Genomic DNA, 19,716 nt, shown 5'->3' with positions numbered 1-19,716 from the left:
GCGGCAGAGAAAATACGGGCGAGGCATGACGGGAAGTTTCGGTTGCGAGAAAGAAGCTCGGGGTAGTGGTTTTCGACGATCGCTTCTTGGGAGACGGTGAACGCCGATTCGCCGGGATGACCGACTACAGCGGGACGAGGATAAAATCTATCCTACTGGCGATTCAGACGCGTACGGCGGGCGCTGACGGTTCTCGTCCAAACCTCATGAAATTTCCTGGCTGAAGTCTTGTCGATATGCGGACCGATCAAGGCCGTCATAGCGAATGTGAGATCGTCGTAGTCGATCTCGCAGGTTTCGGCTCGCTGCTTAGGCAAGATGTCGTTCGCGACGATATCGGCAAACAGCTTCTTGTCCGCGCCGTAAGCGATACACAAAACATTGAAAGCTCGCTGGGCCGGCATCGAATGCTCGTCCGAGAACTTATCGCGAGAGGACAGGGGCTCCGCTTCCGGAAGCTCCTTTGCGCGAAGATAGGCTGCGCCGAGGATCATTCTGCGGGCCTCGGCTTTGCTGAGCCGGAGCATGACGTAAGCGGAGAACTGATCGGCCGCATCCTCCTCCCGGCCGAGGACAGGGATTTGCAGCATGTCGAAAACAGCATGTCCGGTCTCGTGCAGGAAAACGTCGAGCGCTGGACCGAGAATTGTGTCGGCTTTGGAGACCCCAGCAGGGAGATCGCGCGTCGTCGCATTCTTCAGAATCTCTGCCAGCAGTTCGTAGCACAACGTGACGACCTCATCTCCGTACCAGGCATCGGGAACGCCGTCGCAACTCGCGACTTTGAGTGTGAGCGGATGGGGAAGGCGGAGAGGGCTCAGCAATTGCTGCAGGAGTTCAAGGGCTCGGCCTTGCTTGATCTGATCGTAGATCGCTTGGTGCGACGGATCTGTTGGCCGAATATACTTGTATCGGATCTGGTCAGGCTTGGCTCGCGGCGCAGCATCTACGCTGCCGATGGCGGCCATGGCGCCGAGGAGTATTGCGGTCACTGCGGCAAGCGATCGGCTCAACAAGCCGCTCCGTACTACATCCGAAACGGTCGTCCGATGGGATTGCAGATGGTCGAGCTGTGGCGACATGTTCGACCTGCTTTTAAGGGGTCTCTTCGCTGTTCGAGCAGCTCTCTCGTTCGCTTGATGCGGGCGGAGACGTTCGCCAGCCTTGCATCGACTTACGGCTTGCGAGTACAGGACTATCCGCAGGGTTTGGGCAACAGAGATTTGATTTTCAAGAATGGCGCGTTGAATTTGAGCTATCATCTCAGTTGTTAGAAGTGCGCCCGCGAGCAAGCGGCAGCCGCAAGCGCTTTACTTGCCGGCCCGCGCCGGGTGCCAGGGCGTGCTGGCATGCAGATCGCGGTGGCCTGGAAGCTCCGCGACCGCAATTATGAGAATGGCGACAACGAGCCGGGCAGCCGCGGCATACCGACCTCTACCGTCTCACCCCGACGCGATTGACGCCACCATTCATGTTGCCACCGGCGTTATGACGAACCGCAGCGCGCGCCACCGGACGTGCCCTAAGCGCGACGCCCGCGCGGGCAACACAACCTGAAGGATAGCTGACGTACTGGCAATAAACGACCGCGTTGGCTGGCGCCGGATTAAGAGTGAGGCCTGCAGACCCCAACAGGGCGCTCGCAATAATACCGGCAATAGTCGCCGACTTGATTGATGGACTTTTCCTCGGGTGCATGGCCGCACTCCCTCTTTCACGCTTGCGTCACCGAAGGGTGACTGGTGGAGACGCCTGTGGGGCGCGTTACTATAGCGTGAATGCTTGAAGCTCGCAGACGTTGACCTAGATCAAAGGTTTTGTCTCCGACCCGACCGGCGGCACCGTTGCCAAAGATGACGCGCTGCGGCGCTACTGCTGAGAGTAGGGAACGCGATTCATCGTCATGGGTCCGCAGGTTCTGTGGAGGGGACTGAGTTGGGACTGTGCGACCGCAACTGTTGACGATATCTGGTTTGAGAAAGGCCGTGGTTTTAATGCAAGGATAATACGCTGCCATGGCGACTGATCCAGCAGCCAAGCAAAATGACATGTACAGCAGACATGGAAAGCGGTCACTGATTTTTCCATGACTTCGGTGCTTCTGCGCGAAGCGCCGGCGGCACGCTCAGACCGAGTTGCTTGGCGCTATTGACGTCGATGGATAATTCATACTTCGGTGCTAATGGGTTTGCGGATGCTGGCGTCGAGCAGTAGCTGAATCTTTCGACCGCCGTAGGGAGGACCGAGACGATGAAAATCACTTTGGCGACCATCGCACTGCTCCCGATAATCGTGACGGTGCAGATGCAGACGCTGACGGACGCCGAATCGACGTTCCTAGACCAACTTGCTACCGCAGCCGCGGTGCTCGAACAACGGTGCACCGGCTACGAGGCCAATGGCGTCGGCGGCGTCCAACAAGGGGCCAAGCTTCTCGGGAGCGCTGATGCGGCGATGGCAATGATCGAGGCTTATGACGCTGCTATAAAGGCCCACGATGCCAAGGATTACGACCGAAGTAAATTCCGTCCTGAAGTATCAGAGGCGGCTGGAAAAACGACCAATCGAGTGCTCGCGGCCTTGAGGAGAGCGCCTAAAGTGGCGTGCGCCGATTACGGCGACATAAGCGTGGAACACGGCATGCTAAGGAGGTATTGAACTGCCGCGCCGACGCCATGACAAGAATTATGTCGGCTTTGGAGACCCCAGCAGCAGAGAGATCGCGCGTCGTCGCATTCTTCAAAATCTCTGCCAGCAGTTCGTAGCATAATGTGACGACCTCATCTTCGTACCAGGCGTTGGGAACGCCGTCGCAACTCGCGACTTTGAGTGTGAGCGGGTGGGGCAGGCGGAGAGGGCTCAGCAATTGCTGCAGGAGCTCGAGGGCTCGGCTTGCTCGATCTGATCGTAGATCGCCTGGTGCGACGGGTCCGTTGGCGCAACATACTTGTATCGGATCTGGTTGGGCTTGGCTCGCGTCGCTGCATCTACGCTGCCGACGGCGGCCAAGGCCGCGAGGAGCATTGCGGTCACAATTGCGGTCGCTGGGGCAAGCGTTCGGCTCAACAGGCCGCTCCGTATCGCGTCCGAAGCGGTCGTCCGATAGGATTGCCGATGGTTGGGCTGTGGCGACATGTTGGTAAGCCGATTCGAGCGTGGAGATTGCGCCTGTTATTTCTGATCTCGGTGCGATGCGCCGAACGCCGCACGATAGATTGCCCAGTAAGCGACACCGACAAAGCCGGCGCCGCCTATGATGTTGCCGAGCGTTACCGGCAACAGATTGTGGAATATCGCGGACATTGTGATGGATGAAGTGTCGAAATTCGCTGGCGCGTGACCGGTTTGGACTAGCAGCCACGCCAGGGGGAGGAAATACATATTGGCAACGCAGTGTTCGAACCCGGCTGCTATGAAAGCAGACACCGGCAGGATGACTGCAACGATCTTGTCGGTAACTGACCGGCCAGCATAAGCAAGCCACACCGCCGCGCAAACGAGCACGTTGCAAAGGATGCCTTTGAAGAACAGTGTCATCATATCGGGGCGAAGTTTTCCGGCGGCCGTATTCAGTATCGAAAGGCCGATGCGGCCATCATTCATGTCCGGGTGATGAGAGAGAAAGACCAGCACAACCAGTCCAAGTGATCCGAGGAAATTTCCGAGATAGACGGTGGCCCAGTTGCGGAGCATCGCCGCCGTAGATACCTTTCCGCTCGCCCACGCCATCACGATCAGGTTGTTGCCCGTGAACAACTCGGCGCCTCCAACTAGAACAAGCGCAAGTCCGAGGGAGAACACTAACCCGCCGACGACGCGCACAGTGGCGAAGCTGAGATCTGCGTCGCTGGCAATGATCGTGTAGTAAAGAGCGCCGAAGCCGACGCTACCGCCCGCGATGACCGCCAGCATGAAGGAGGCCAGGAACGGTAGCGTTGCCTTCTTTATACCGACCTTTTCTACAGCTTCCTTGATTTCTGCCGGGCTGTAAGCCTGCAGATTGAAGATAGCCGGTTGCGGCGCGGGGATCCGATCGGGCATTCCTGCTCCTCCTCGATCGTCGTCACTGGCGCTATTGCCCGCCTGTACTGCCTATCGTCAAAAGCCCGACGATCTGCGCCGCGATCACTTTCAAAAGTGTCATCGATGGGAAGATCATGGCGTAGCCGATGTCTGGGCGTTCGGTCGGCGCCATTTTCGTTGAATAGACCAGGATGGCAGGGTTTCCAGTTGCGCCGGATGCCACGCCGACCAGGTCATCGTATGGGATCTTCAGAATGTAGTGGCCGACAACGAGGACGATGAACACTGTCGTCAGAAGTATGGCAACGCCGATGAACAGCATTGTGAATCCCGATTCCGCTACGGTGCGGACGAAGGGCTGTCCGGAATTCACCCCAACAGTTGCGAGAAAAATCGCGAGACCGAAGTTCCGAAGAACGATGTTCGCTGGCAGAGGCATGGTCCAAAGCATCGGTCCGGTGCGGCGGAGCTTGCCGAGAACGAGCGCAACGATTAGCGGGCCGCCGCCGATGCCGAGCGTCACAGTACCCACGCCCGGAATCGGAATAGGGATCAGACCGAGAAGGACGCCCATCACCATGCCGAGACCGAGCGAAACATAGCTGAAGTCAGCAGTCGCCTTGATGGAGTCACCAAAATGTTTGCGGATGTCTTCTTTCTTGTCCGGCGGCGTCAGCACTCCGACGCGGTCGCCAAACTCCAGCATGAGGTCGGGAGATGGAACGAGGTCAGCATCGTAGCGCCGCACGTGCAAGATGTGCGCTGGCACGCCGGGCGGCATCGGCAGCTTCGAAAGCGGTACGCCGACCGTGCTGGCCTTGCCAACGAAGACCCGGATGTAATCGAGGTCGGCGCGGTCGCTCGCGAGCCGGCCCGGTTCGAGTCGGCCAAGACGTTCAGCCGCCAGTGCGATTTCCTCTTTGCGATCGGCGACGACGAGCAGGGCGTCTCCCGCATTCAGAATGGTGCCGTCGGTCGGAACGACGTTGCGGCCGTTCTGGCGGACCATCGTGATCTGCAGCTCGGCGAGAGAGTCAGTGGCGAGGTCTCCAAGCGTGACACCGGAAAAGTTCTCGCCGATAGTGATTTCGCCCATATGAAAATGCTGGGCCTTGGCCGGGAACTTGGGCTTAACGAGCCTGGTCATGAAATAGATGCAGAGAATTGGACCGATGACGCCAAACGGATATGCGATTGAATATCCGATCGACGGGTCCTTGTTCTTCATGACGTCGAGCGCGGCCTGTAGTGATGCCGTGCTTGTCATCGATCCCGCATAAAGCCCAAGGGTATGACCAATTTTGATGTTAAATATGTGCCCGAGCCCGAGCGCTACGGCCAAGCCGGTCAGGCACGCAACGAGGGCGAGCAGATTGTATTTCTGCCCAACTCCGCTCATGCCTTCGAAAAACTGACGGCCGTAGAGGATGCCGATCCCGTAGAGGAACATGATTAGACCGGTCAGTCCGATCGGACCAATGATCTGGGCTTTTGGCGCAAAGGCCCCGATCCCGAGGCCGACAAAAAGAACGGCTCCGACGCCCATGGAAAATCCGGCGATGCTGATCTGGCCGACGAGGTAGCCTAATCCAATCGCCAGAAAAGCCGTCAAGATTGGCTGGCTGCCGATGATGTCGCGCGCAAAATCCATCATGTGTCTTACTCCCAAATCTGCCGAACAATTGTTTGATCAGCGTGCTTGACATCCCGCAGCACGGAACTGTCCGAGCACCCGGTTCACCAGATCCGGACTGGGCGGTAGCGTGTCAGCAAGTTTGTATTCGAGACCCATCGCTTTCCACTTGAACGCGCCCATCTGGTGGAAAGGTTGCACTTCCACCCATTCGACATTCTTCATCGGCGCGACAAATCGCGCGATGCCATCGACATTCGCCGGATCGTCATTCTCGCCGGGAACGAGGGTGAAGCGGACCCAGACCGGCTTCGACATCGACGCCAAGCGCTCGGCAAAACGAAGCGTTGGCGCGATGTCGCGGCCGGTAGTTCGACGATATGTTTCGGGATCCGAACTCTTGATGTCGAGAAGAACGAGGTCGATCTCGGACAGATAGGTATCGTCCGCGTGATCGCCGAGGAAGCCGGAGGTCTGCACAGCCGTGTGCAGGCCCATCTTCTTGGCGCCGGCAAATATTTGCTGGGTAAACGCGCGCTGTACCATCGGCTCGCCACCCGAGATGGTTAGCCCGCCGCCAAGTGCCCGAAGGGAGGGCGCGAAATCGGCAAGGCGGCGGAGCACGTGGGCGGCCGAGACGTAGGTGCCGTCCTTAAGGTGCCAAGTGTCCGGATTGTGACAATAGGTGCATCGCAGAAGGCAGCCCGAGACGAACAGCACGGTGCGCAAGCCGGGCCCGTCGTAGCGAGAGGACGTCTCATAGGAATGGCAGTATCCGAACGTGCCTTCCTGGTCCTTGAATTTGTCCTCATCGGGCGCGTCGGGTGAAATCCCGACCCGAAGGTCATGACGACTTCCCGGCTCCAGGGTCTGCACCGTTGACATGGTGCACCTCGCTCAGATCTGGCCGTGGAAGGTGCGGCTGATCACGTCGCGTTGCTGCTCTGGCGTCAGTCGGACGAAATTCACGGCATAACCCGAGACCCGGATCGTAAGTTGTGGATACTTGTCGGGGTTTTTCATCGCGTCCTCGAGCGTTTCCCTGTCGATGACGTTCAGGTTCATATGGAACCCGCCTCGATCGAAGTACACGTCGAATGCCTTGACTGCTTCATCCACGAGTTGGTCTTCCGACAGATGAGCCTTCTGGGGAGCGACCGAAACTGTGTAGCTGATGCCGTCCTGCGCATCCTTGTAGGGTAGCTTTGCGACCGAGAGGCAGGACGCGAGCCAACCGTGGCTATCGCGTCCATGCATTGGGTTCGCGCCAGGTCCGAACGGCTCTCCTTTCCGCCGTCCGTCCGGGGTGTTTCCGGTGGCTTTGCCGTAGACGACGTTGGACGTAATCGTGAGCACGCTCTGGGTGTGTGTCGCGTTCCGGTAGGTCGGATGCTTACGGATTTTCTCCATGAAGCGCGTGACGAGGCTAGAGGCGATCTGATCGACCCGGTCGTCGTTGTTACCGAACTGCGGCGTCGACTTGTTACCCTCGTTCTGGTAGTCAACCACAAGTCCCGTCGCGTCTCGCACGACGCGTACTTTCCCGTACTTCATAGCGCTGAGACTGTCGGCAACCACCGAGAGGCCTGCTATGCCGAACGCCATCGTCCGCAGGATGTCGCGGTCGTGAAGCGCCATCTCCAGACGCTCATAGAAGTACTTGTCGTGCATATAGTGGATGCAGTTCATGGCGTGGACGTAAATCTTGGCGAGCCACTCCATCGTCGTATCGAACTTACCCATCACATCGTCGTAGTCGAGGAAATCACCCGCAACGGGCTGCGACTGAGGCGCGACCTGCTCGCCAGATACTTCGTCTCGGCCGCCGTTGATGGCATAGAGCAGTGCTTTCGCCAGATTGACCCGCGCTCCAAAGAACTGCATCTGCTTTCCGAGGCGCATTGCCGAAACACAGCAGGCAATGCCGTAATCGTCCCCCCAGAAAGGTCGCATCAAATCGTCATTCTCGTACTGAAGTGAAGAGGTGTCCTTGCTGACTCTCACGCAGTATCGCTTGAAGGGCGCGGGCATCTTGGTCGACCAGAGCACCGTAATATTCGGCTCGGGCGCCGGACCGAGATTGTAGAGCGTGTGCAGCATCCGGTAGCTGCTTCGGGTCACCAAAGCCCGCCCGTCCAAATCCATGCCACCAACGCATTCGGTCGCCCAGTAGGGGTCGCCGCTGAACAACGCATCATAGTCAGGGGTACGGAGGAAGCGGACGATGCGGAGCTTCTGGACAAGCTGGTCCCAGAGCTCCTGGGCCCCGGTTTCGTCCAGAATGCCGCCTTTCAGGTCGCGCTCGATGAAGATATCGAGGAAGCTCGATATACGGCCGATCGACATCGCGGCGCCGTTTGCCTCCTTGATCGCGCCAAGATAGGCGAAATAGGTCCACTGGAATGCTTCATGTGCATTCGCTGCTGGCTTGGATACGTCGCTCCCGTAGAGCTTCGCCATGGCAGCCAGATCGCCGAGCGCACGCATCTGCTCCGAGAGTTCTTCGCGCATCCGAATGATTTCGTCGGTTGGCCACATGTCGTCGATCTGGGCGCGTTCTGCCTGCTTGACCTCAACGAGACGGTCGATCCCGTAAAGAGCCAAACGGCGATAATCACCAATGATGCGGCCGCGCCCGTAAGAGTCGGGCAGACCGGTAACGATCCCGGATCTCCGACAGTTCATGATCTCGGGCGTATAGGCGTCGAACACGCCATCATTGTGCGACTTACGATATTTCGTGAATGCCTCGTGCACGCGCGCGTCAGGTTCGAAGCCGGCAGCTTGCAAACCATTCTCAACCATCCTCAGGCCGCCGAACGGGAAGATCGCTCGCTTGAAGGGCTCATCCGTCTGCAGGCCGACAATGACTTCATTGTCGCGATCGATATAGCCAGCTTTGTGTGCCAGCATAGTGGAAGGAGAGGCCGCATCTACCGCAAGCACGCCCTTCTTTCTCTCATCCGAAAAGTAAGGCTGCAGTTTCGCCCATACCGCCTTTGTGCGCTGCGATGGAGCTGCCAGGAAAGTCTCGCTACCGGTATAAGGCGTAACGTTCCGGACAATAAAATCGCGCACATTGATCGAAGTCTGCCAGTCTCCTGGCCGGAACCCCTTCCAGCGATCTTTGGTGTCAGCTTCCTTCCTGAGTGCTGCACTTGCTTTCATGGTTTCCTCCGGTGCTTCCTCGGTCGCTGTGCCGATGGGGTGATTTTGCGCGAGCAAGTGTCTCGGATGTTGGTCCAGCCGAGCTACCGATGCTTGATCTAGATCAAGCCAACGCTGAGCCAAGCGCAGTTGTATCCACAGAGTTCTTGCCTCTCCGTCGTCTTACCCGCCCGAGCGGTCACTCAGTTTAGGGGGCTGGTCTTGCAGCGATGCGGCGGGACCGCCTGATATGTGCTGCGAACTTGTAGGGGAGAAACGGCTCTTGGCGGTGTGTGAATTAAAAGAGGGTTCCGAATGGCTGAAACACCCAAACTCTCCGTAGAGAAAGCGTTGAGTAAACTGCGTGAGAACGATGCAAAATCGGATAGCGCAGTACGCGACGAAAAGAGCGATGCGCTGAATGAAGAAATAAAACGAATGAGAGCGCAGCGTCTGCGGCTAGGTCAGCAGCCGCCCAAGCGCGACTAGTGCCTGCGAGACAAAGACTTTCGATCTCTTCCTTCTCGGGAGCTTCGCTGTGATTCCGAGCGAGCCGCCTTTAACGGACGCCTATCTGAGAACGCCAAAGGCCGCGGCGTTTGCCGGGATCATATTCTCGGTCCTGTTGTTTGCAGTGTTTGGGCTCATGCGGCTCTCAGTCCCCTCCGATCCTTTCGAGCGGGGAGCTTGGCTTGCGGGAGGCACCGGTTATGTCACGCTGGCCATGAACCTAGTGCCATTCGCCGGGATAGCTTTTCTATGGTTCCTGGGAGTTCTTCGCGATCGACTCGGGGCACGGGAAGATCGTTTTTTTGCTACGGTCTTCTTAGGAAGCGGATTTTTGATGTTGGCCATGCTCTTCGCCGCGGCCGCGGTTGTTGGTGCGATCATCATCGCGTTCCACGCGGCGCCCGAGTTGCTCATTCACTCTGCGACGTTTCACTTTGGGCGCGGCCTAGCCTACGGGATGGTCAACATCTATTTGGCGAAGACGGCGGCCGTCTTCATGATCACGACATCGACTATTGCTATCTATACCCGTTTGACGCCGCGTTGGCTGGCGGTCGGCGGATATGTCATCGCAGCTGTTCTTCTGCTTGGAAGCAATTGCTTCGATGGAAGCTTGCTCGTTTTCCCACTGTGGGTCTTGGTCGTCAGCGCGTCGGTCTTGTACGACAGGCGGCCCGTTCCTAGTTCGAAGGCGCTGCCGCCGCAAAATTAAGGCGTATTGGGTTTATTGATGGTAGCACAGACGCTAGGTCATCATCGCTATCACATCATATATGGAGCATGTCGATGTGGATTCTGATGTACGTCTTTTCCTACTCAGTGAGCCCTGCGGTGACAAACGACAGATCGGAATGGAGACTTCTTCCAACTGTTGTGTTTCAGGAGTTCTCCAACGAGGAACGATGCAAGAAAGCCAAGCTGATGCTTGAAGGCAGCTTAAAGGAGGCGGGAGCCAAGTTGAAAAGTGGGCTTGAAGACCTTAAGAGTGTCGGTAAGGCCGACCCTGCGCAGATCATCATTGCATTTAATGTGGAATGCCTTCCGAAATAGATTGTGCCGCTAAGATATCGCTATTGTCTTACTCCACAGCCAGCACCGGCGACGAATAGATGACAGCTCCACGAAATCCCAACGTGCCTAAAGTGGTCACTCGATGCTGACTTCTTGTCCGTGCATAGCTGTTAGCAGCGATACTCTCTACCGCGGTCGTGGCATCTTGATGCCGAGCGCCCGTTCAATGCCGGACACCACCGTTGCGCGCGGGTTTGTCGAACAATAATCTTTCACCACCTTAGCGGCCTGCGCGAATTGATAGAGGTCGATGGTGGTATTTCGAACGCTCGCATTGTAGTAGCCACTCAGCCACATGGCGATGCCGGAGAAATCCTGGAAGCCGAGCTTGGTCAATTCACTGCAGCTCATCTTGCTCATGTCGACGACCATCTTGTCTTCTGCAGCGGCTGGCGCAGCCAATGATGATATGACCGTGGTCGCAACGAGTAATTTATGCATGCCGCTCTCTGCGTTGTTTCATACGCAACCAAGCGGCTGCGCTATGCCTCGGCGGGCAGATTCCGCTGGTTGCGGCTACCCGGACTTGATCTGAATCAATGGGCGGTCTGGTCAGGAGTCCATTAGTGTCGGTCATTTCCTGGCAGCAGGCTGACACTCCTCTTTTTACGGTCACAGAGCCGCAGCGGAGGAGTTTTTGTGCGAGACACGCAGCATGGACGCGATCAAGCTACCCATCTGGCTGCGGATCACGTTGGTCGCAGGCGCCGTCGTTCTGATGACGAGCGCCGGGCTATTTGCCTGGCGCTGGCATGCCCGGCCTACAACCCTCTCCATCGCGGCGGGGTCACTGGATGGCGAGGCGAGCAGGTTGGTCGCTGCATTGGCTAGCAGGCTGGCGCAGCAGAAGGCGCCGGTGCGGCTCAACATCGTTGAGGCAGCAGGCGCTGCCGAAGCGGCCGATGCATTTTCTTCCGGCACGGTGGATCTTGCCGTGGTCAGGGGTGACGTTGGCGACCTCTCGCAGGCGCAAGCGGTCGCCGTTGTGACGCATACGGTGGCTCTGCTGGTCGCTCCACCGGGCTCTCCTATTACTGATATTGCAAGCCTGAAGCGCGCCAACGTCGGCGTAGTCGGCGGCGATATCAATCAGCGGCTCGTAAAAGTCTTGATCGACGAGTATGACCTCACGCGATCTGGGGTCGTCTTCAAGAATATTGGGCTGGCTGACACGCGACGCATGATCGACTCCAAGGAAGTGCGCGCGATACTGATCGTGATGCCACTTGCGGAAAAGTATCTGTCGCTTCTGCGTAGTCTGTTCCCGCAGGCCGGGAAATCCGGCCCAACACTGATCCCGATCGAATCGGCTCCGGCTATTGCCCAGAAGGAGCGGGCGTATGAGTCCTTCGAAATTCCAAAAGGTACGTTGCGAGGCTCTCCGCCCAATCCGGCCGAGGACGTCACTACGCTGCGGACCTCATTCTATCTGGTTGCCCAAAAGACGTTGAGCAGCGATCTCGTGGCGGACCTCACGGAATCCGTGATGAAAGCGCGGCGCGACTTATTGGCCGAATTGCCGATCTTGGCTCAGGTCTCGGCGGCCGATACAGACGCGTCTGCCTATCTGCCGGCGCACCCGGGGGCGGCGGTATTCTACAACGGCACGCAGGTGAGTTTTCTGGACAAATGGGGCAACATAATCTTTTTGGTACCCATGATCGTGGGCGCGCTTGCGTCCGTGTTCGCTGCATCCTGGAAGTTCCTGTGGGCGAAGCCGCCGCTGACCCAAGAGGAGGCGCTGGATGTACTCTATGCACTCGGACGGCGTATCCGTGGCAGCAGCGATGAGGCTGAACTCGACGAAATCGAGCGCGAGATCGACGGAGTGCTTCAGACGCAACAATTAAAGCGCGCGTCGAGCGATGAGGAGGCCCGCGATGTTGTTGCGCTAAACGTGGCAGCCCATCGGCTGGAAAACCTGATCCATGATCGCAAGCTGTTGGTTGGGGCGCAGCGAACTGGCGCGTCTGGAGAACAGGCCTAATGCAATTCCTCGCGCGTTGCCCGAGCGCACGCCGCTCTCGAGGTTGCCTGCCGTGTGCGGCGTACCGCTCGTAGCTTCGGTCGACCGAACGCAATCGGGCAAAATTGCGAGTAGCGCGAAAGGTAGTCGACTTCCATCGTTTCAAGAACAGGACAATGCGGGGTGTTGCTGGCATCACCTCAGCCAGACCCCGTGGGATTTCGTGGCTCCGGTTTCAGAATTCGGGAACGTCTCGGGCAGCGCCGTAACTGCCCTCGGCCCGGTCGAGAATGATCCAGAACGAATGTCGCAACGTATTTGTAACTGCCGCTCTAGCTGGGGATTGCCTCCCATGCTTTGATGTTGGGGCAGGGATCATTCCAGGGCGGAGGCACTCTTGACTGGCAATGGCGTGGGGCGGCTAGGGGCAGTTGATCCGACTCGGCAATGGGTCACCGCGATTGGCGTGACCGTGGCGGTTGGCTTCGCGTTTTTTCTAGCGGCGCGGCTCGGTCTTACTCTGCTGACAAAGCCTGATGGCGTGGCCGTGTTCTGGCCGGCTTCCGGTGTTGCCACCGGAGCCCTGATAGCGCTTGGTCCCCGTGCCAAATTGCCAGTTGCTATCGGGACGGCCGCGGCAACGATTGCAGCCAATATGTCGGGAGACAGAACCTTGGCAGGCTCTGTCATCTTTGCTCTGTGCAATGCCGGTGAGGCATTGCTTGCCGCTGGCCTTATTGAGCGCAGATTTGGTCCGGGTTTCGCTCTCGACCGGTTGCGACATGTCCTCGAATTGCTCGCGGCAGCGGTTTTCGCGAGCTCTATCTCGGGGATCGGCGGGATCTTGGGGTTCAAATTATTCCAGGGTTCGACAGCACCGATCTTGACCATTTGGGAGCACTGGTTCGCGTCAGCCGCGCTTGGCATCATAACCTTTGCGCCTTTGCTGATCGGAACTGGCGCGGCCGTGCGCAACCCGCCGTCGGCAAACGAGGCTGTGGAAGGATCATTACTGCTCTTGGCAATAACTGTGCTGGGCGCCCTTGTTGTCTTTCCGCCGCACGGATCATGGACGCATGTGGTTCCCATCGCGCTGCTGTTCCCGCTATTGCTGCTGCTGACGGCCCGTTGCCAACCGATGTTCGCCGCGGCAGCAGCATTCATCTTTGCGCTGACAATCGTGTGGACTATAGCCTTTGACATTGGGTATTTCGGCACCCCTTACCTGCCGATAGACGAACGCGTCGTGGGCGCGCAAGCCGCCATCCTGACAACGTCGCTCTGCGCGCTGGTTCTTGCCTCTCTGTTCGCAGAGCGGCGTGAGCACGAGGCAGCGGTTAGCGAGGTTGCGGCCCGGTTGGAAGAGGCGTTGGAGGCCGGTGCGGTAATGGCCTTCGAATGGGACGCTCGCACCGGCTTGTCGCGACATAGTGAAAATGCTTCGAACGTACTTGGCTGCGACACACTAGTTCCGTTAACAACAATTCGCTTTTTTGCGCTGGTTCACCCTGATGACCGCGCTAGCTTCAAGTCGCAGGTGAAAAATGTCCGGCCGGACAAACCTTCGTATGCAATCACCTTTCGAGTGATGCACCCCGACGGTCGGGAAATGTGGCTTGAAGAAACGGCAACGGCCGAGTTCGACCAAGCCGGGGAATGCATATGCATCAGGGGCCTGACCCGCGATATAACGGAACGCAAGCGAGCTGAGGAGCATCAACGGTTGCTGGTGGCAGAGCTTGATCACCGCGTCAAAAATGTGCTTGCGCGGGTCGGGGCGGTCGCCATGTGCACGAGACAGGGCAGCAGTACGATGGACGAATTTGTCCAATCCCTCGATAAGCGCATTCAAAGCATGGCAATTGCCCATGAGTTGTTAAGCCAGAATAAGTGGGAGCGAGTTCGCGTCGCGGATATTGTCCGCCTCCAGTTGGCGCCCTATGCGACGAAAGCAAACACGACGACTTGCGGACCCGATATCGCGCTCAACGCCGTGGCAGTTGAGGCGCTGGGGATGGTGTTGCACGAGCTTGTGACGAATGCATCCAAATACGGCGCACTGTCGATCCCGGAAGGCCGGGTGTCCGTAAGCTGGGGCTCCCGCAGTAGTGGAGGCGCCGCGAAAGTTTTGAACATCGTGTGGCGCGAGACAGGGGGTCCACCGGTAGAGGCTCCGCCTCAGGAAGGATACGGAACAAGCCTCATTTGCAGTCTCATCCCGCATGAGCTCGGTGGTACGGCCAACCTTGCATTTTCGTCTGAGGGTATATCCTGTACAATCGAGATACCACTCAAAACAGGCATAGCCGATGCCACGTGAAAGGACCTCTCATCGTTCCTTCTGTCTGTTAAGGATAGGGCGCAACATCGCGAGAAGTGTTTCCGCTCTTACGGGTTTCGTCAGAATGGCCTCGGCCTTGCCGGGAGGTAGAGAGACGGACGAGTAACCTGTGACGACGAGAACGGGAATACAAAGTTCGTGCAGGCGATCAATCAAGTCGTTAGACCGCTCGCCGTTTCGGAGATTGATATCGATGATGCCTACATCGGGAGCATCTTCGGCAATCAGGCGCTCGGCGTCGGCTATGGTAGCAGCTGGACCGGATACATCCGCTCCCAATAAGCGAAGCAGTCGTTTCATAGCATTGCCGAGTTGCCAAGAGTCTTCAACCAATAGGATATGTGTGCCTTTCAGTTCCGACGGTCCGCTTGCAATGGGTTGGTGACCGATCAGCGCCATGTTGGATCCCTGCGCAATGGTATCTGTTGTGACCTGTCTTCATTGCTGCCACGCCAGCGATTATCGGAACGCTAACGCTCAAATCCGTGCTTGTTCCGGAAGCGGGAAAGCCTATGCCGACGAATGCCCTTTCTGAGGCCCACAACCTTGTCGCTGCAATCGTAAAGTGGCAAATCCCCGCCAGTTTCAACTGTTCACCAGCAGACTTCCGAGTTCAGAGCCTCGTGGAAGGAACGCTATTCAGTGTCAAGTTCCTTACAATGTATAACGGTGTTCTGAAGGTCAATTGATAAGAAGGCTTCGGCACCCAGGAGACCAGTAACGAGGCGCCGAACAAATGGTTATCGCTGTCATCTAACTGGTCTAGGTCCATACGAAGTAGTGGCTGAGTGAACGATGCAATTGGATTAAAATTGAGGAGCCGTGCGCCTCCGAAAGACTGAACCCCGACGCGACCGGTGAGCTTCCAATTGTTGTCCCACTGGTAGTAGCCGCCGACGTAGCCGATCAGGTTTGCATTGACGGTGGCCAAGACAGTACCGGCTGCCACCTTTGTGTATTGAAAGGCGGCCAGCATTCCACACGTCTCGTCATCGTTCAGAGCGTAATCCGCTTCGATGACGTTATTGAAAGATGTCGTCGCCAGCGAAGCGTCGGGCACGGAGCGCGTTAAAGTCTCCTGTATCGTAATCGTCGGGATCAGGCCGCCGTTCTGGCGGTATACGTCAGCCTGGAGCCCGACGTTCCAGCTCTTGTTCGTGAATGCGCTCCAGGCGTCAGCGCCTGCATGGGTGGCGGCCGCGCACCGCACCAGGCGCTTCCGAGTCACGTCACGGTCACGAACAAGAGAAGCGGGCGATCGGCCCGAGTCCGGATCACGGACCGGGGACAGTTCATCAAGGGGCGCTGCATTTATCTGTCTCGAGCAGCCGCCAGCGCAAATCGGCTGGCGGCATCGCCAAGGTGACCGTCCTGCGGGAGGTCACGGGGAGGCTCGGCCAGAGTTATACGTGGAAACACACGTGTGAATGCGTGCACGCGTGTACCGCTTGCGAGGTGATCTACTGACAAAATGCTAGGGGCTGCGACCCCGTGTAACACGATAAACCGGGCCTACGGTCCCTACGCCGGGGGGCGCGTCTGCGCAACATACTGGCAGGCCCTGTCCCGTGGCGCGATGCGGGAGCGGCGGAAGCTCGCGTTCGACATCCGGAGGGCTGTCGAGCCGTACAATTCGCTGATGCGCTAGCGCTCATGTTCCGCCAATTGCGTACTTCGGCAGCGCGCGTCGGTCACTGCGGATCAGGTGGGGCAGCACGAACCTCCACCCGCATGACGGTTGGCTTCTCCGCTTGCCACGCATCGAGCAGCGTTAGACCGAACTGAGCATTGACGTAGTCAGCGACGAAGCTGGTCGGTGCAGCCAGCGTGACGACATCCGCCGTTTCGCCAACGAAGCTCAGCTTCGCGATCCAGGCGCCGCATATGTCATCGCCGAGCCGCCTCCGTAGACGCCTCACAACGGCGGCCAGCAGCGGATCCGTGTCCCACCGCCCGAAAGGATCGGGGCGAGCAGTTGGTGCGGCGACTGCCGACTGCCCCGTCTTGGAAGACCGCACGGCATCGTCGATGACGTGCACAAATACCTCGATCAACCTGGCCAATAGCCTCGCATCGGCATCATCGGTCTTGTGGAGCGTCTCTGCCAACCGAGATACGCGATCCATTGAAGTGCCACCTGTCATGCTGCCCTCCGGCTCATCAGCTCGAGCCGAACCCTTGCCAGGCTTTCTTCGGTCAGGCTGCCGGATCGCTGCTGGGCGGTGAGCTGGTCTAACCGGCCAGGAGCAAGTTCGCCGAGCAATTCCCAGCCAAGCGCCACGTCCCCGCGACCCAGCCGGCTAGCAATTTGCGATTGCAACGCCTCGGATCGAACAGGCGGAGGGGTCGACGCGGGTCGCGCGCGCGCAGCAGTAGAGCTCTCGGTAAAAGAAGAAGGTTTAGTAAAGTCAGTATTTGATTTCTTCATTTCTTTATATGCAGCCGCCCTAGCCGGCGCCGGGTCAGCCGGAGCCGGGTAATCAGGCTGCGGTAGAAATGCCACAGCGTCTGTTGCAACATCGCCTGCGACATCATCGACGTCCGTCACGGGGGCGGGCTCGTCACGGATCACATATTCGAGGGCGACGAACGCACCATTTTCATTGCGGATCGTTTCGCGCGTGACGTAACCAGCAGCAATCAGGGTGCGAAAGATACGCTGCATGCGATCCTTGCCAACACCCATGACCCGCCCGACCTGCGACAGATGCACAGCCCAATTCGGAGGCCGTGACAGCAAGTATCCCAGAACGCCTTTTTCATCGACACCGATCCGGCCGTCTTCCCAGATTGAGTTCGGAAACGATGCGTAGCGGGAGTTGTGTTTTCTTCTGATAATCGTCATCGACGCTCGTTCCGATTGAGCTTTTTCGGGGCGCTTGCCCCGCGGTGAAGTCTTCAAACGGGATTTGTTAGATTCGTGTTATGCGGAGATTGACGAGGCGCCAGGGTCAATAATCGACAGCTTTTAGGTCCGCTCACCAATCGCTGACATTGTGCTTGGCAGTCGGCCGGCAGGCCAGCCACCGCCTCGCATCCAAAGGCAGCCGGGATCGGCCCGGATGGCCGCGACCGGCGATGGCTTCGATCCTCCGCCTTCATTGCTGCGCGGGATCATTTCATGCGCCATCGAGTGACGCCCAAGCTGGCGCGCCCGCTGCGAACATTCATCGTGGGACAATTTACGGTTGTCTAACCACGATCTCAATGAGACCAAGTATGATGATGCACGTTTAAGGGGAAATAACGAGGTTGCGTTCCACGATCCACTCCCGTTTGGGGATGGGGGATCTGTTGTGGCGAAATCGAGCGTCAGTAATCAGCTGTTTTACGGCGACAACCTTTATTACTTGCGTGAACTGGATCGCGAAACCGTCGATCTGATTTACTTGGACCCGCCCTTCAACTCGAAAGCCAACTACAACTTGTTGTACCGAACCCCGAAGGGGGACGCGGTCCAAGCACAAACGACCGCCTTCAAGGATACATGGTGGTGGGACACCCCTGCGGCTCGCGCGTTCGATGACGTCGTTGCTTCTGGATCGCGTGCGGCACCAATCTTAGTGGCCCTCCGGTCATATTTGGGCGACGGCGATCTAATGGCTTATTTGGCGATGATGTCTGTCCGTCTTGTGGAAATGCATCGGATTTTAAAGCCAACAGGGAGCCTATATCTTCACTGCGACCCGACTGCTAGCCATTATTTGAAGCTGATATTAGACAGCATTTTCGGTGTCGATAATTTCAAGAATGAAATTACTTGGAAGCGCACTGCTGCGCATGGTGATAGCGGGACTTGGAGTCGGGTGGCAGACAAAATACTATTCTATACGCGTAGCCAGAATTTCACTTGGAATACTCCTTACGAGCCGCATTCTGATTCTTATGTGGCCTCGCATTATTCAAACGCGGACAAGCAAGGCCGCAAGTTTCAGCTGACATCGATGTTAAGCCCGTCGCCGCGCCCTAATATGATGTACGAGTGGAAAGGTTTTGCATCTCCCCCTATGGGATGGCGTTTCTCCCGAGAAACGATGGCTGATCTCGATAAGAAAGGGCTGATTTGGTATCCGACAACGAAGGCCGGTGCCTTGGATACGACTAAGCGACCCCGTTACAAGCGGTTCTTGGACGAGCAAAAGGGAAACGTATTAACAACAATCTGGACGGATATTCATCCCGTGAATGCTCGGGCTAAAGAGCGGATGGGGTATCCAACGCAGAAGCCAGTTGCTTTGCTTGAAAGGATTTTGGCGGCTTCGACCGACCCCGGCCATCTAGTGCTTGATCCATTTTGCGGTTGCGGGACTACCATTGAGGCCGCGCAGAAACTAGGGCGTAAGTGGCTTGGCATTGACGTAACCCATCATGCCATCGATGTCATCGAAGGGCGACTTGATGAACGGTGCCCAAATTCAACCTATAAGGTTGCCGGCCGCCCCGAGAACGTTAGCGAGGCGCGCAATTTGGCAGCGCGAGACCCCTATGAATTTCAATGGTGGGCAAATTGGCTGATCGGGGTGCAAAACTACCTCGAAAAGAAAAAGGGAGCCGACAAGGGAATCGATGGGATCATCTATTTTCGCAACGGTCCGCGTGGAATTGGCAGAGTTATTGTATCGGTCAAGAGCGGAGAAAACGTCAGCCCCGAAATGGTTGCTGCTTTAGCAGGAACAGTTCAGCGCGAAGAAGCTGAATTGGGCGTGTTCGTATGTCTGGCAGAGCCAACGCGCAGAATGAGGCAGGACGCTGCTGGGTCCGGTATGGTCAGCACGCCGCACGGCCGTTTTCAAAAAATTCAAATTGCGACCATTGAGGATATGTTGGCTGGGAAGCGTCCCGATCTCCCTCCAGCAATAGAAACGGATGCATTCCGCCATAGCCTTCGGCCCGTCCGCCCGGCAGCAGCTGAAACGCCTTCCGATCAAATGTCGTTCCGATTCGAAATCAAGGGCGGCAAGAAATTCGATAAGGAAACGCATTGGTCGGGCAAGGTTCTTGCCCGAATTGCTGCCAATGAATGAA

The 19,716-nt window shown here is 57.5% G+C and carries 20 protein-coding genes; 8 read left to right on the top strand and 12 right to left on the bottom strand.

The window, feature by feature from the left end; translation table 11 throughout:
* Positions 1–152: 152 nt before the first annotated feature.
* The 3 genes from AB7813_RS04540 to AB7813_RS04530 all read right to left on the bottom strand — a co-directional run bounded on the left by AB7813_RS04540 (position 153) and on the right by AB7813_RS04530 (position 2,273).
* Positions 153–1,082 carry a DUF4344 domain-containing metallopeptidase gene (locus AB7813_RS04540; RefSeq protein ID WP_439061623.1) on the bottom strand — a complete coding sequence of 310 codons (930 nt, stop codon included), beginning with the start codon at positions 1,080–1,082 and terminating at the stop codon, positions 153–155.
* 352 nt (positions 1,083–1,434) lie between these two features.
* Entirely contained in the window at positions 1,435–1,698 is a 264-nt protein-coding gene (locus AB7813_RS04535) for a hypothetical protein (protein ID WP_120289550.1), read from the bottom strand.
* A 374-nt stretch (positions 1,699–2,072) separates the two neighbouring features.
* On the bottom strand, positions 2,073–2,273 hold the full coding sequence (locus AB7813_RS04530) for a hypothetical protein (RefSeq protein ID WP_147421633.1): 201 nt from the start codon (positions 2,271–2,273) through the stop codon (positions 2,073–2,075).
* On the opposite strand from AB7813_RS04530, the gene AB7813_RS04525 reads away from it, so the two are divergent.
* Complete coding sequence (locus AB7813_RS04525) at positions 2,251–2,658, top strand: hypothetical protein (RefSeq protein WP_120289552.1); 408 nt, start codon at positions 2,251–2,253, stop codon at positions 2,656–2,658. The two genes, AB7813_RS04530 and AB7813_RS04525, sit on opposite strands and share 23 nt — an antisense overlap.
* A gap of 513 nt (positions 2,659–3,171) precedes the next feature.
* Here AB7813_RS04525 and AB7813_RS04520 read toward each other — a convergent pair.
* The 4 genes from AB7813_RS04520 to pflB are packed head-to-tail and all read right to left on the bottom strand — an operon-like array spanning position 3,172 to position 8,824.
* Positions 3,172–4,041, bottom strand: a complete 870-nt coding sequence (locus tag AB7813_RS04520) for a formate/nitrite transporter family protein (protein ID WP_120289556.1) — start codon at positions 4,039–4,041, stop codon at positions 3,172–3,174.
* A gap of 31 nt (positions 4,042–4,072) precedes the next feature.
* Positions 4,073–5,677 carry a TrkA C-terminal domain-containing protein gene (locus AB7813_RS04515; RefSeq protein ID WP_120289558.1) on the bottom strand — a complete coding sequence of 535 codons (1,605 nt, stop codon included), beginning with the start codon at positions 5,675–5,677 and terminating at the stop codon, positions 4,073–4,075.
* Positions 5,678–5,713: 36 nt separating this feature from the next.
* A complete protein-coding gene (gene pflA, locus AB7813_RS04510) occupies positions 5,714–6,541 on the bottom strand; it encodes a pyruvate formate-lyase-activating protein (protein ID WP_093758490.1) in 828 nt (275 codons plus the stop codon).
* 12 nt (positions 6,542–6,553) lie between these two features.
* Positions 6,554–8,824 (bottom strand): formate C-acetyltransferase, encoded by a 2,271-nt coding sequence (gene pflB, locus AB7813_RS04505; protein WP_441227905.1) that lies wholly within the window; start codon positions 8,822–8,824, stop codon positions 6,554–6,556.
* A gap of 294 nt (positions 8,825–9,118) precedes the next feature.
* Between pflB and AB7813_RS04500 the strand changes: the two genes are divergently transcribed.
* The 3 genes from AB7813_RS04500 (at position 9,119) to AB7813_RS04490 (ending at position 10,363) form a co-directional block, all read left to right on the top strand.
* A complete protein-coding gene (locus AB7813_RS04500; protein ID WP_170849664.1) occupies positions 9,119–9,292 on the top strand; it encodes a hypothetical protein in 174 nt (57 codons plus the stop codon).
* Positions 9,293–9,341: 49 nt separating this feature from the next.
* On the top strand, positions 9,342–10,025 hold the full coding sequence (locus AB7813_RS04495; protein ID WP_439083420.1) for a hypothetical protein: 684 nt from the start codon (positions 9,342–9,344) through the stop codon (positions 10,023–10,025).
* A 74-nt stretch (positions 10,026–10,099) separates the two neighbouring features.
* On the top strand, positions 10,100–10,363 hold the full coding sequence (locus AB7813_RS04490; protein WP_120290313.1) for a hypothetical protein: 264 nt from the start codon (positions 10,100–10,102) through the stop codon (positions 10,361–10,363).
* Positions 10,364–10,510: 147 nt separating this feature from the next.
* Here the strand turns inward: AB7813_RS04490 and AB7813_RS04485 are convergent, their stop codons facing one another.
* Entirely contained in the window at positions 10,511–10,825 is a 315-nt protein-coding gene (locus AB7813_RS04485) for an HdeA/HdeB family chaperone (protein WP_120289562.1), read from the bottom strand.
* A 214-nt stretch (positions 10,826–11,039) separates the two neighbouring features.
* Between AB7813_RS04485 and AB7813_RS04480 the strand changes: the two genes are divergently transcribed.
* Together AB7813_RS04480 and AB7813_RS04475 are read left to right on the top strand one after the other, a co-directional pair.
* Positions 11,040–12,371 carry a TAXI family TRAP transporter solute-binding subunit gene (locus AB7813_RS04480; RefSeq protein WP_439083421.1) on the top strand — a complete coding sequence of 444 codons (1,332 nt, stop codon included), beginning with the start codon at positions 11,040–11,042 and terminating at the stop codon, positions 12,369–12,371.
* A gap of 376 nt (positions 12,372–12,747) precedes the next feature.
* A complete protein-coding gene (locus AB7813_RS04475; RefSeq protein WP_439083422.1) occupies positions 12,748–14,670 on the top strand; it encodes an HWE histidine kinase domain-containing protein in 1,923 nt (640 codons plus the stop codon).
* A 9-nt stretch (positions 14,671–14,679) separates the two neighbouring features.
* Here the strand turns inward: AB7813_RS04475 and AB7813_RS04470 are convergent, their stop codons facing one another.
* Both AB7813_RS04470 and AB7813_RS04465 read right to left on the bottom strand, forming a co-directional pair.
* Complete coding sequence (locus AB7813_RS04470; protein ID WP_439083423.1) at positions 14,680–15,090, bottom strand: response regulator; 411 nt, start codon at positions 15,088–15,090, stop codon at positions 14,680–14,682.
* A 214-nt stretch (positions 15,091–15,304) separates the two neighbouring features.
* Positions 15,305–15,919: a hypothetical protein gene (locus tag AB7813_RS04465; protein WP_439061612.1), complete on the bottom strand. Its 615-nt coding sequence runs from the start codon at positions 15,917–15,919 to the stop codon at positions 15,305–15,307.
* Here AB7813_RS04465 and AB7813_RS04460 point away from each other — a divergent pair.
* Entirely contained in the window at positions 15,878–16,057 is a 180-nt protein-coding gene (locus AB7813_RS04460; RefSeq protein ID WP_439083424.1) for an RlpA-like double-psi beta-barrel domain-containing protein, read from the top strand. The two genes, AB7813_RS04465 and AB7813_RS04460, sit on opposite strands and share 42 nt — an antisense overlap.
* Positions 16,058–16,382: 325 nt before the next feature.
* On the opposite strand, the gene AB7813_RS04455 is transcribed toward AB7813_RS04460, so the two are convergent.
* Both AB7813_RS04455 and AB7813_RS04450 read right to left on the bottom strand, forming a co-directional pair.
* A complete protein-coding gene (locus tag AB7813_RS04455; RefSeq protein WP_439083425.1) occupies positions 16,383–16,835 on the bottom strand; it encodes a DnaA N-terminal domain-containing protein in 453 nt (150 codons plus the stop codon).
* Positions 16,832–17,536 (bottom strand): hypothetical protein, encoded by a 705-nt coding sequence (locus AB7813_RS04450; protein WP_439083426.1) that lies wholly within the window; start codon positions 17,534–17,536, stop codon positions 16,832–16,834. Before AB7813_RS04450 ends, AB7813_RS04455 begins: the two co-directional genes overlap by 4 nt.
* A 343-nt stretch (positions 17,537–17,879) precedes the next feature.
* On the opposite strand from AB7813_RS04450, the gene AB7813_RS04445 reads away from it, so the two are divergent.
* Positions 17,880–19,715 carry a DNA methyltransferase gene (locus AB7813_RS04445; RefSeq protein WP_439083427.1) on the top strand — a complete coding sequence of 612 codons (1,836 nt, stop codon included), beginning with the start codon at positions 17,880–17,882 and terminating at the stop codon, positions 19,713–19,715.
* Position 19,716 lies beyond the last annotated feature (1 nt).

The sequence above is a fragment of the Tardiphaga sp. 20_F10_N6_6 genome, from assembly GCF_052076045.1.
Taxonomy (GTDB): domain Bacteria; phylum Pseudomonadota; class Alphaproteobacteria; order Rhizobiales; family Xanthobacteraceae; genus Tardiphaga; species Tardiphaga robiniae.
The sequence above is the reverse complement of the archived record's forward strand: the minus strand, read 5'-3'. Positions and strand labels throughout refer to the sequence as shown.

Excerpts from the sequence above, each read along its gene's own strand:
- AB7813_RS04490 (WP_120290313.1), top strand. The coding sequence starts at position 10,100 with ATGTGGATTCTGATGTACGTCTTTTCCTACTCAGTGAGCCCTGCGGTG.
- pflB (WP_441227905.1), bottom strand. The coding sequence starts at position 8,824 with ATGAAAGCAAGTGCAGCACTCAGGAAGGAAGCTGACACCAAAGATCGC.
- AB7813_RS04485 (WP_120289562.1), bottom strand. The coding sequence starts at position 10,825 with ATGCATAAATTACTCGTTGCGACCACGGTCATATCATCATTGGCTGCG.
- AB7813_RS04515 (WP_120289558.1), bottom strand. The coding sequence starts at position 5,677 with ATGATGGATTTTGCGCGCGACATCATCGGCAGCCAGCCAATCTTGACG.
- AB7813_RS04460 (WP_439083424.1), top strand. The coding sequence starts at position 15,878 with ATGGGTGGCGGCCGCGCACCGCACCAGGCGCTTCCGAGTCACGTCACG.
- AB7813_RS04480 (WP_439083421.1), top strand. The coding sequence starts at position 11,040 with ATGGACGCGATCAAGCTACCCATCTGGCTGCGGATCACGTTGGTCGCA.
- AB7813_RS04450 (WP_439083426.1), bottom strand. The coding sequence starts at position 17,536 with ATGACGATTATCAGAAGAAAACACAACTCCCGCTACGCATCGTTTCCG.
- pflA (WP_093758490.1), bottom strand. The coding sequence starts at position 6,541 with ATGTCAACGGTGCAGACCCTGGAGCCGGGAAGTCGTCATGACCTTCGG.
- AB7813_RS04540 (WP_439061623.1), bottom strand. The coding sequence starts at position 1,082 with ATGTCGCCACAGCTCGACCATCTGCAATCCCATCGGACGACCGTTTCG.
- AB7813_RS04500 (WP_170849664.1), top strand. The coding sequence starts at position 9,119 with ATGGCTGAAACACCCAAACTCTCCGTAGAGAAAGCGTTGAGTAAACTG.
- AB7813_RS04455 (WP_439083425.1), bottom strand. The coding sequence starts at position 16,835 with ATGACAGGTGGCACTTCAATGGATCGCGTATCTCGGTTGGCAGAGACG.
- AB7813_RS04530 (WP_147421633.1), bottom strand. The coding sequence starts at position 2,273 with ATGGTCGCCAAAGTGATTTTCATCGTCTCGGTCCTCCCTACGGCGGTC.
- AB7813_RS04520 (WP_120289556.1), bottom strand. The coding sequence starts at position 4,041 with ATGCCCGATCGGATCCCCGCGCCGCAACCGGCTATCTTCAATCTGCAG.
- AB7813_RS04525 (WP_120289552.1), top strand. The coding sequence starts at position 2,251 with ATGAAAATCACTTTGGCGACCATCGCACTGCTCCCGATAATCGTGACG.
- AB7813_RS04470 (WP_439083423.1), bottom strand. The coding sequence starts at position 15,090 with ATGGCGCTGATCGGTCACCAACCCATTGCAAGCGGACCGTCGGAACTG.
- AB7813_RS04535 (WP_120289550.1), bottom strand. The coding sequence starts at position 1,698 with ATGCACCCGAGGAAAAGTCCATCAATCAAGTCGGCGACTATTGCCGGT.